General features: G+C 42.5%; 10 protein-coding genes. 9 read left to right on the top strand and 1 reads right to left on the bottom strand.

Going from position 1 to position 11,427, the window contains the following annotated elements:
- Positions 1-101: 101 nt before the first annotated feature.
- Positions 102-1,562, bottom strand: coding sequence for an arylsulfatase (locus EDD74_RS06330; protein WP_116441055.1), 1,461 nt, complete (start codon positions 1,560-1,562; stop codon positions 102-104).
- Between the two features lie 238 nt (positions 1,563-1,800).
- On the opposite strand from EDD74_RS06330, the gene EDD74_RS06325 reads away from it, so the two are divergent.
- The 9 genes from EDD74_RS06325 to rplI all read left to right on the top strand — a co-directional run bounded on the left by EDD74_RS06325 (position 1,801) and on the right by rplI (position 11,419).
- Positions 1,801-3,174 (top strand): carbohydrate ABC transporter substrate-binding protein, encoded by a 1,374-nt coding sequence (locus EDD74_RS06325; RefSeq protein WP_008977122.1) that lies wholly within the window; start codon positions 1,801-1,803, stop codon positions 3,172-3,174.
- 76 nt (positions 3,175-3,250) lie between these two features.
- Complete coding sequence (locus EDD74_RS06320) at positions 3,251-4,141, top strand: carbohydrate ABC transporter permease (RefSeq protein WP_008977121.1); 891 nt, start codon at positions 3,251-3,253, stop codon at positions 4,139-4,141.
- A gap of 15 nt (positions 4,142-4,156) precedes the next feature.
- A complete protein-coding gene (locus tag EDD74_RS06315) occupies positions 4,157-5,038 on the top strand; it encodes a carbohydrate ABC transporter permease (RefSeq protein WP_008977120.1) in 882 nt (293 codons plus the stop codon).
- A gap of 12 nt (positions 5,039-5,050) precedes the next feature.
- On the top strand, positions 5,051-5,221 hold the full coding sequence (locus EDD74_RS15040) for a DUF6903 family protein (protein ID WP_008977119.1): 171 nt from the start codon (positions 5,051-5,053) through the stop codon (positions 5,219-5,221).
- A 249-nt stretch (positions 5,222-5,470) separates the two neighbouring features.
- Positions 5,471-6,397 carry a nucleotidyltransferase family protein gene (locus tag EDD74_RS06310; protein WP_008977118.1) on the top strand — a complete coding sequence of 309 codons (927 nt, stop codon included), beginning with the start codon at positions 5,471-5,473 and terminating at the stop codon, positions 6,395-6,397.
- Positions 6,398-6,401: 4 nt separating this feature from the next.
- A complete protein-coding gene (locus EDD74_RS06305; RefSeq protein ID WP_008977117.1) occupies positions 6,402-7,517 on the top strand; it encodes a phosphotransferase enzyme family protein in 1,116 nt (371 codons plus the stop codon).
- Between the two features lie 204 nt (positions 7,518-7,721).
- On the top strand, positions 7,722-8,738 hold the full coding sequence (gene galE / locus EDD74_RS06300) for a UDP-glucose 4-epimerase GalE (protein ID WP_008977116.1): 1,017 nt from the start codon (positions 7,722-7,724) through the stop codon (positions 8,736-8,738).
- 186 nt (positions 8,739-8,924) lie between these two features.
- Positions 8,925-10,973 carry a DHH family phosphoesterase gene (locus EDD74_RS06295; RefSeq protein ID WP_008977115.1) on the top strand — a complete coding sequence of 683 codons (2,049 nt, stop codon included), beginning with the start codon at positions 8,925-8,927 and terminating at the stop codon, positions 10,971-10,973.
- Entirely contained in the window at positions 10,973-11,419 is a 447-nt protein-coding gene (rplI, locus tag EDD74_RS06290; RefSeq protein ID WP_008977114.1) for a 50S ribosomal protein L9, read from the top strand. The genes EDD74_RS06295 and rplI overlap by 1 nt, the downstream gene beginning before the upstream one ends.
- The last annotated feature ends 8 nt before the right edge of the window (positions 11,420-11,427 follow it).

The raw sequence follows: 11,427 nt of genomic DNA, 5'->3' as shown, positions 1-11,427 counted from the left end.
ATTCAACAGTTCAAAAGATTCTTTCCGGTTTTTTTACACATATAGAGCGAGGGCATCGCTCAATCATCTAATTTGATGATTTTGCGACACCCCCTGAATCCTTATAGAATATGAGATAAATTTGCGACCGGTGTACAGCCGCTTTGGAGAGAGACTCCGTCGCTGTACCCCTCTTCGCGGCCATCGAGTTCTTGAATCAGAAGAGCGCGAAGATAGGCGATCCGAGCCTGGTATGCTTCGTCGGCGATCGCATTGTGTTCTTCCCGCGGATCTTTTCTCAGATCAAAGTACTGTTCAGTATTTTTCTCGCTGTACCAGATATATTTATCAGTCTCCGTCACGATAAAATGACTGGACAGACCGGAGTGGAAGCTGTGTTCTCCGTGCAGATACTCGCGGTTGTTTTGCTCTTCTTTCGGCTTTCCGACAATCTCTGGCATCAGAGAGAAGCCGTCCACACCCTCTGGAACCGGGATACCTGCAAAATCGAGGAGTGTTGGAAGGATATCGCGCAGTTCTGTGATCGTATTGCTGCGAATCGGTTTGGAAGGGCATACATTTTTGCCGACGTGGAACAGAAGTGGGATATGTGTGCTTCCCTCGTAGGCAAATACTTTTCGGTACAGGTGATGATCAAAGAGTAGTTCCCCGTGATCGGACAAGAAGAGAATCACAGTGTTGTCATATTCTCCGCTTTCCATCAGTGCAGAGAGAAGCCGTCCGATCTGGTGGTCGACATGTGTGATGCAGGCATAGTATCCCGCCATTGCATTGTGTCGCTGTTCGGCATCGTTGCAGCCGTAGATAGAGTCTTTCCTATATCCGAACTGTTCGGTACTTGCGGTGTCATCCCAGTCGCCGCAGGCAGGTGCCCTAAGTTCTTTGTCTTTGTACAGATCGAAGTAGGATGCCGGCGCATCAAAAGGCTGGTGCGGACGGACATAGGAGCTCATCAGGAAAAATGGTCTGGTGCGGTCACGTGTTTCTAAGAAACGGATACTTTCTTCCGTCACCCAGTTTGTCGGATGCAGCCGTTCTTCATAGATCCACGGGTGGGTCACCCAGGAGTTGCATTCCGGTCCGCTGGCATTGAAATCCGCATGGGAGCCGAGAGCGTTTTTTAAATCATAAAGATAGTCATCGGTCACCGTCTGGTGCTGAAAATGCGGAATGGAGGCATCCCGGTAATATCCAAGATAGCCATCGTGCAGACGCAGTCCTTGGAACCCGCAATGTTTTCTCACCGGATGTACATGCATCTTTCCAACACACTGTGTCTGGTATCCGTGTGTACTGAACTCTTCTGCGAGCATGTGATCGTAGTTCCAGTCGATACCATCCTCATATCCGACACGTCCGTGGTGCTCTTGACTTTTCCCGGTAAAAAGCGCAACTCTTGCAGGGATACAGCTTGGACAGGAGGAATAGGCGCGGTCAAAGAAGGCACCATCAGAAGCGAGCGTGTCAAGATAAGGTGTCTTGACGTCCGGATGTCCGGCATAGGAAAGACAGTCTCCACGAAACTGGTCACACATAAGAAGTAAAATATTTGGTTGTTTCATCATTTTTTCCTTTCATATTATTGCATATTTTTCGGTTGCCAATGCAGGCAGCTTTTGATACAATCATAAACACTGGGAAAAAGAAAAGCAAGGAAGAGTTTTTTATTAATTTCATATTTTTAGCTTTGAGAGCAATATACATAAAAATGAGAACAACATTAATATAGAAAAAATGACGGATGTAGTGTAGAATATAGTGTATAAAGTGAACGAAATAAACAAAAGGAGGAGTTCGGTTATGAAAATGAAAAAAGTAACAGCGCTTTTACTTACAGTTGCAATGGCTGCTACTATGCTTGCAGGATGTGGAAGTAAAGAGGAAAAAGCAGAAGGCAAGAAAGAAGATGGAAAGACAGTCCTGAAATTTGCTGCATTTGAAGGTGGAAATGGAGCTGAGATCTGGAAAAATATCGAGAAAGCATTTGAGGAAGAGCACAAAGATGTAGACGTAGAATTACACCTTTCTTCTGAGCTTGATAAAGATTTACAGAAAGACTTTAAGAACGGAAATGTTCCGGATGTTGTATATTACAACTTAGGTCAGGAGAGCGGATTCGTAGAGACTATGTTAAAAGAAAAAGCAATCGCTGACATCTCAGACGTATTTGATGATGAGTTAAAAGGTAAATTAGTAGGTGGTATTACAGAGAATGCTGCGGCACAGCCATACGGTGACGGAAAAGTTTACCTTGCTCCGATCATTTATACACCAACAGGATTATGGTATAACAAAGACTTATTTGAAGGAGCAAATAAGAAATACGACCTTCCGACAACATGGGATGAGTTCTTTGCACTTGGAGACAAAGCAAAAGCTGACGGAATTTCCTTATTTACATATCCACAATCAGGATACTTCGATGCAACAATGTATCAGATGTTAGCACAGGCAGGTGGAATTGACTTCTACAACAAAGCTGTAAACTACGATAAAAAGACATGGACATCTGAAGAAGGAAAGAAAGTTGTTGATACAATCGCAAAACTTGCTTCACCAGATTATATCCAGGCAGATACAGTTGCAAATGCAAACTCAGACGGTGGATTCAAGATCAATCAGCAGAACGTGATCGACGGAAAAGCATTATTTATGCCAAATGGTAACTGGGTAATCGGTGAGATGGCAAACTCTACTCCAGAAGGATTCAACTGGGGAATGATGGCACCTCCGAAGTTCAATGCAGATGAAGATAACTACATCTACACATTCACAGAGCAGATGTGGATTCCGGCAGATGCAGAAAATATGGATCTTGCAAAAGAATTTGTAAAATTCATGTACTCTGATACAGTTGTTGATTTAATGCTCAACAACAAAGTAGTGAACAAAGAGACAAATGAAGAATCAGCAGCTCCAATCGTATCACCGGTTCTTGGCGCATCAGACAAGCTGGAAGATGGAACAATCAAAGATACTTATACACTGGCATCTTCTGACGGATACGAAGCAGTTGCAGGTACATGGGCTACAACAAAACCAATTGATGGATTTGATATGAAAGCAACAGTTTATGGTGCGATCGATGCTCTGAATACAGGAGAGATGACAGCAGATCAGTACCAGAAACAACTGGTAGATGCATGGGAGAAATTATTAGAAAACGTAGAATAATTATCCAGATAAGTTATAGTTAATCAGAACGGTGAGTTATCAGGGCTCACCGTTTTTTAAGGAGAAAGATAAGCTTATGAACAGAAAACGATCAGAAAGAAGATTTGTCTTTGCATGTCTGGCGCCGGCAGTAATCTTGATGGTTCTCTTTATTTTCATTCCTACAATCAATGTATTTCGGATGTCCTTATACCGCATGGGAGGAATTACGAACAAACAGACATTCATAGGACTGGAGAACTTTAAAACACTGCTGGGGGATAAGAATTTCCTTCAGGCAATGCAGAATACAATATTGATTATTGTGTTAGTAATGATCTGTACGATCATTCTTGCTGTATTATTTGCAGCATTGTTAAACAGAGGAACTTTTAAGGGAAAGAACTTTTTCCGTGTTATTTTTTACATTCCGAATATTTTATCCATCGTTGTTATTGCGGGTATCTTTGGAGCTATTTATAACCCGAGTACAGGTCTTCTCAATACATTCCTGAAAGCGATTCATCTTGATGGACTGGCACGTCAGTGGATGGCAGAACCGAATATTGTGATCTATTCTGTAATCTTTGCGCTGATCTGGCAGGCGATTGGATACTACATGGTAATGTATATGGCAAGTATGGCAGCGATTCCACCGGATTATTATGAGGCGGCATCTCTGGATGGAGCGACAGAGATCCAGATGTTTTTCAAGATTACATTCCCTCTGATCTGGAGCAATATTCGTACTACACTGACATTCTACATCATCAGTACGATCAACTTAAGCTTCCTGTTTGTCCAAATTATGACAAACGGAGGACCGAATGGAAATACAGAAGTGGCGCTGAACTATATGTATAAGCAGGCATACACAAACGGTTCTTATGGATATGGTATGGCGATCGGTGTTGTGATCTTCCTGTTCTCATTTATTCTGGCAGGAATTGTAAATAAGATCACAGACAGAGAAGTTTATGAATTTTAGGAAAGGAGAGCAGATATGGAAAAAATTAATAAACATAAAAAACCAAGCAGTTATATTTATAAGCTGTTCATCTATGTAGCTCTTCTTGCACTGGCAATTTCTATCATTATTCCGGTAGCATGGGTATTCATGGCAAGTTTGAAGAAGAACTCAGAGTTTATCGGGGGAGATGTAAGTCCGTGGGCACTTCCGAAAGAATTTTTTGTACAGAACTTTGTTGTGGCATTCCGCGATGCGAACATGGGAACGTTTTTCTTAAATTCTGTGATCGTTACTGCAACAGCATTGATCCTCCTGTTACTTCTTGCACTTCCGGCATCTTATGCACTGTCAAGATTTAACTTCAGAGGGAAAAAGATTCTGAACATTGCATTTATGGCAGGACTTTTTGTCAACATCAGTTACATTGTAGTACCGATCTTCCTGATGCTCAGTGATGCAAATAAATTGCTCGGGGTAGATTTCTTCCTGAATAACAGGTTTATTCTGGCGCTTGTCTATGCATCGAGTGCACTGCCATTTACAGTGTATCTTTTGAGCGGATATTTCCGGACATTGCCGAAAGGATTTGAGGAAGCGGCATATATTGACGGATGCGGATACTTTAAGACGATGACAAAGATCATGGTGCCGATGGCAAAACCAAGTATCATCACAGTGATTTTATTTAACTTCTTGTCATTCTGGAATGAGTATATCATTGCCTATACATTGATGGATGGAAATGATACGCTGGCGATGGGACTGAAAAATCTGATGGCAGTGGAAAAGACAGCTACCAACTACGGTATTATGTATGCCGGACTTGTGATTGTTATGCTGCCGACATTGATCTTATACATCATGGTACAGAAACGTCTGACAGAGGGTATGACTCTCGGCGGACTGAAAGGTTAGGAGGGACTGGCAATGAATAGTAGTACAGTAAGAAATATTATCATGTGTGTTGCATTTGTTATTTTCCTTGCTATGATCATCGTTGGTCAGAGACATATTTCTGTATCCGGACTTGCGATGGAAGTCATCGGATTGATCGGACTTCTGACACTTTTGTTCGTATATAACCACAGATACAAATAGAAAAGAATATGCTGGAATCTAAAAACGGATTCCGGCATATTTTTTTTGGAGGAACTGCATTCCTTTTTTTAAAAATATGAGTTATATTAATGTAAGAAGATTATAGAAAAGGAAAGAAAGGCATAGACCTTGAAAGGAGACGATTGTGCAAACATAGAAAGAAATTGACTAAAGATTTTTTAAAAAACATCAGGTAGAATAGTAGATAATACAAAACAGAAGTGATAGATGAACAGGAGGTAGTTCAAAATGAAAAAACCAGTATTAGTAATTATGGCAGCCGGAATGGGAAGTCGTTACGGCGGATTAAAACAGATCGACCCAGTAGATGAGCAGGGACATATTATTATGGATTTCTCTATCTTCGATGCAAAGAGAGCAGGATTTGAGAAAGTCGTATTTATCATCAAAAAAGAAAATGAGGCAGATTTTAAAGAAGCAGTCGGAAAACGTATGGAAGAAGTGATGGATGTTGCTTATGTATTCCAGGATCTTCACAACATTCCGGAAGGATTTGAAGTGCCGGAAGGACGTGTGAAACCGTGGGGAACTGCACATGCCGTATTAAGCTGTATCGATGAAGTGGACGGACCATTTGCGGTAATCAATGCAGATGACTACTATGGAAGAGATGCCTTCCAGAAAATCTATGACTTCCTTTCTACTCATGAGGATGATGACAAGTTCCGTTATACAATGGTCGGATATCAGCTGGAAAATACATTGACAGAGAACGGACATGTAGCCCGCGGGGTATGTACGACAAATGAGGCAGGCGAGCTTGTAAAAGTAGAAGAGCGGACAAGAATCGAGAAAAAAGGTGACGGTGCTGCCTATACAGAAGATGAGGGAGCAACCTGGACAGATCTTCCGAAGGGAAGCATTGTGTCTATGAATATGTGGGGATTCACAGCAAGCATTCTGCAGGAGATCAAGAATGGATTTGCTTCTTTCTTAGAGGAAGGATTAAAGACGAACCCTCTGAAATGTGAATACTTCCTTCCGACAGTTGTCAGCAATCTGCTGGAAGAAGACCGCGCAACTGTATCCGTACTGACATCTGCAGATAAATGGTATGGAGTAACTTATAAAGAAGATAAGCCAGTCGTAGTAGCTGCGATCAAACAGATGAAAGAAAATGGATTATATCCGGAAAAATTGTGGGGAGAAGAGTAAGATCATGGGAATGGTATCAAACAGACAAAAAGACGAAGCAATTGCAAATTTTAGATTTGAAGGAGTTCTGATCGATGAGCGTCCATATGGAAGTGGACATATCAATGATACATTCCTTCTGACATTCGATATCTCCGGTATGGGACTTCTGCGTGTAATCTTACAGCGCATGAACAAAGAAATCTTTACACAGCCGGAAGAATTGATGGAGAACGTACTCGGTGTTACTTCTTACCTTCGTAAGAAGATCATTGAAAACGGTGGAGATCCGGAGAGAGAGACATTAAATATCATTCGCACAGTTGCAAACAGACCGTACTATGTGGATTCTCAAGGGGACTACTGGAGATGCTACAAATTCATCGATGGAGCTACCAGCTATGACCAGGTAGAAAAACCAGATGATTTCTATCAGAGCGCAGTATCTTTCGGTAACTTCCAGAGATTGCTTGCAGACTATCCGGCAGAAACTCTTCACGAGACGATCAAAGGATTCCATGATACAAAGGCACGTTTTGAAGTGTTCAAAAAAGCAGTGGAAGCAGATGTGTGTGGACGTGCAGCTTCTGTTCAGAAAGAGATTGATTTTGTTCTGGCACATGAAGACGTAGCTAACGTATTTGGAGATATGCTTGCGGCAGGAGAACTTCCGCTTCGTGTGACACACAATGATACAAAATTAAATAACATTATGATCGACGATAAGACTGGAAAAGGAATCTGTGTGATCGACCTTGATACAGTTATGCCGGGACTTGCAATGAATGACTTTGGGGATTCTATCCGTTTTGGAGCAAGTACAGGGGCAGAAGATGAAATCGATCTGAGCAAAGTGTCCTGCGATATGGAATTATTTGATCTGTATGCGAAAGGATACATCGAAGGATGTGGCGGAAAACTTACAAAGAAAGAGATCGAGCTGATGCCAATGGGAGCAAAGGTTATGACATTTGAATGTGGTATGCGTTTCTTAACAGATTATCTTGAAGGAGATCATTACTTTAAGATCCACAGAGAACATCACAATCTTGACCGCTGCCGTACACAGTTTAAGCTTGTGGAAGATATGGAAGCAAAATGGGATATCATGCAGGAGATCATCAGGAAATATAACGTTTAAGTAAGAATATTTCTTGAGAGTGTGTGGGAAATCCGTAGAGAAGATTTGAAAGAATTTGTGAGAAATAAGTTTAAAACAGAAAAAATGTTTTAAAACAAAAAATATAAAAAATAGTTGTACTGCCCGCAGTACGGTATTATAATAGAAGAAGAGAGAGATTTCTCATGTTACCCTACAAATCGTAAAAAACAGGAGGATACGAACATGGCAATTTTAGTAACAGGCGGAGCCGGATATATCGGAAGCCATACATGCATCGAATTAGTGAATGCAGGATATGACGTTGTTGTATTAGATAACTTATGTAATTCCAGCAAGGAATCTTTAAAACGTGTTGAGAAGATCGTCGGAAAACCAATCCCATTTTATGAGGCAGATATCCGCGATGCAGAGGCGTTAAAGAATATATTTGAGAAAGAAGACATCGATGCAGTCATTCATTTCGCAGGATTAAAAGCAGTTGGAGAATCTGTTGTAAAACCATTAGAGTATTATGACAACAACATTGCAGGAACACTGGTACTCTGCGATGCAATGAGAAATGCGGGAGTGAAGAACATTATCTTCAGTTCTTCTGCAACAGTATATGGAGATCCGGCATTTGTACCGATCACAGAAGAATGCCCGAAAGGACAGTGTACAAACCCATACGGCTGGTCGAAGTCAATGTTAGAGCAGATCCTCACAGATTTACATACAGCAGATCCGGAATGGAATGTCGTATTACTCCGTTACTTTAATCCGGTAGGAGCGCATAAGAGCGGAACAATCGGAGAGAACCCGAAAGGAATCCCGAACAACTTAATGCCTTACATTACACAGGTGGCAGTTGGAAAGTTAGAGTGTCTCGGAGTATTCGGAGATGACTATGATACACATGACGGAACAGGTGTGCGTGACTATATCCATGTCGTAGACCTTGCACTTGGTCATGTGAAAGCATTGAAGAAGATTGAAGAGAAAGCCGGTGTATGCATCTACAACCTTGGAACAGGAAATGGATATTCTGTTCTGGATATGGTAAAAGCATTCAGCAAAGCATGCGGAAAAGAGATCAAATATGAGATCAAACCTCGTAGAGCCGGAGATATTGCAACTTGCTACGCAGACCCTGCAAAAGCAAAAGAAGAACTTGGATGGGAAGCTGAGAGAGGACTCGATGAGATGTGCGAAGACTCATGGAGATGGCAGTCAAACAATCCAAACGGATATGAAGCATAAAAAGATATGAGAATCTCATAGAGAGAAAGAGAGAAGACAAGCTCTGGTTACAGAGGGATTGGATTCTCTCTTTTTTGGTTCGAGCATTTTAGGCAGCAGATTGTCTGTCCAAGGATTGGTACTTCCATATCGGGGGGAAAAGTGGTATAATTTAACGGTAACTTTAGTTCTATTGAGGGTTAAAATATGAAGAAGGATATTCGATTAAAAGGACAGCTCCGCTTTTACATGCAGTGGCCGATTTTTATGCTGATCCTGCTCGTAGCGATGACCATCTGGATCTTTTTTACGAGCAGTCAGGCAGGAATCATGATGGCAATCATTGTGACAGTGTATGGAATCGGAGTAGGTGTGCTCTATATGTACAGTAAGTCGCTGATCATGGCAGACCTGGTACAGTTCGCAGCACAGTATGGTGTTGTTCAGAATACACTGCTGAAGGAACTTTCCATTCCGTATGCACTTCTGATGGATGATGGGCAGATTATATGGATGAATGACAGTTTCAAAGTAGTGACAGGGCAGGGCGACAAGGCAGAGAAGTATATTAATAAGGTCATTCCGGAACTGAACCGGGGCGTATTTCCAAAAGCGGAATCTGAGCAGGTGCAGCTGAATGTTATTTACAAGGAGAAGGAATATTCAGTAGCGATGCACAAAGTATCTGTGGAAGGATTTAGTGAGACAGAGGAACTTTTGCAGCTTCCAAAGGAGAAGGAATACTTTATTGCAATCTACCTGAAGGATGTCACAGAACTGAATAAGTACATTCGCGAAAATGATGCACAGAAGATGGTAGCAGGTCTGATCTACATTGATAACTTTGATGAAGTCATCGAGAGTGTTGAAGAAGTCAGACAGTCACTTCTGGTAGCGTTGATCGACCGGAAGATTAATCAGTATATTGCAAAGATTGACGGGATCGTCAAGAAAATGGAGAAGGATAAATACTTTATCGTGATTAAGAAAAAGTATTTCCAACAGTTGAAAGAAGATAAGTTTGCATTGTTAGAGGAGGTCAAGGGCATTAGCATTGGAAATGAGATGCCGGCGACACTCAGTATCGGTCTGGGGATGAGTACCGACACTTATGCACAGAGCTACAACTATGCCCGGGTGGCAATCGATCTTGCACTTGCAAGAGGGGGTGACCAGGCGGTTGTAAAGGATGCGAACAATATTACATATTTTGGCGGAAAGCGCGAACAGGTGGCAAAGAATACGCGTGTGAAGGCGCGAGTCAAGGCAGAAGCGCTGCGGGAATTTATTGCCGCGAAGGACAAAGTCATTGTCATGGGACATAAGATCGGGGATGTAGATTCTTTTGGAGCGGCAATCGGTATTTATCGTGCGGCTACAATTATGGAGAAGAAAGTACATATCGTGATCAACGATATTACAAGTTCTGTCAGACCGCTGTATGAGCGTATCCGGGATAATGCGGCATACGATGAAGATCTGTTTCTTACTTCCTCTCAGGTGGAGGACGTGGTAACGGAAAATACGATGGTTGTTGTAGTCGACACAAATAAGCCGGAACTGACGGAGTGCGAGGAACTGCTTGGTATGACAAAGACGATCGTCGTGCTCGATCATCACCGGCAGGGAAGCAACAGCATTGATAATGCAGTATTATCTTATATTGAACCGTATGCATCTTCCACCTGTGAGATGGTCGCAGAAGTGCTGCAGTACATTGCGGATGATATCCGCATCAAGGCGGTGGAAGCAGACTGTATGTATGCGGGAATCATGATCGATACAAATAACTTTGTGAGCCGGACCGGTGTCAGAACCTTTGAGGCGGCTGCATTTTTGAGGCGCTGTGGTGCAGATATCACCCGGGTGAGAAAGATGTTCCGGGATGATATGGATTCGTATCGTGCAAAGGCGGAGACAGTGCGCAGAGCAGAGGTATACAGAGGTGAATTTGCTATTGCGGAGTGTCCGGGCAAAGGAATTGAAAGTCCGACGATCGTCGGAGCCCAGGCGGCGAATGAGCTGCTCAACATTGCGGGGATCCGTGCATCGTTTGTATTGACAGCATACAATGGGAAGGTGTATTTGAGCGCCCGCGCCATTGATGAGGTAAATGTTCAGGTGATTGCAGAACGTCTCGGCGGAGGCGGCCATATCAACGTAGCAGGAGCACAGTTTTCCGATATGGAAGTCGAGGAAGTCATTGGGATGATCAAAGGCACACTGGACGAGATGATAGAAGGAGGAGATATATAATGAAAGTAATTTTATTAGAAGATGTAAAGGCACTTGGGAAAAAGGGAGAGATCGTAAACGTCAATGACGGGTACGCAAGGAACTTTATCCTGCCGAAGAAATTAGGTCTCGAAGCAACTGGAAAGAACTTAAATGACCTGAAACTTCAGAAAGCGAACGAAGAAAAGATTGCGCAGGAGCAGTTAGAGGCTGCCAAAGCACTCGCAGAGAAGATTGCAGCAGGAAAAGTGACACTGCAGATCAAAGTCGGAGAAGGCGGCAGAACTTTCGGATCTGTTTCTTCCAAAGAAGTGGCACATGCAGTCAAAGAGCAGATGGGATATGATATTGACAAGAAGAAAATCCAGTTAAAAGAAGCAATCAAGACATTGGGAACACATATCGTTCAGGTGAAACTTCACACAAAGGTGACAGCAGATCTGAAAGTCGTTGTCACAGAAGCGTAGGTGGAACG

Source organism: Faecalimonas umbilicata (genome assembly GCF_004346095.1).
GTDB lineage: Bacteria > Bacillota > Clostridia > Lachnospirales > Lachnospiraceae > Faecalimonas > Faecalimonas umbilicata.
The sequence above is the reverse complement of the archived record's forward strand: the minus strand, read 5'-3'. Positions and strand labels throughout refer to the sequence as shown.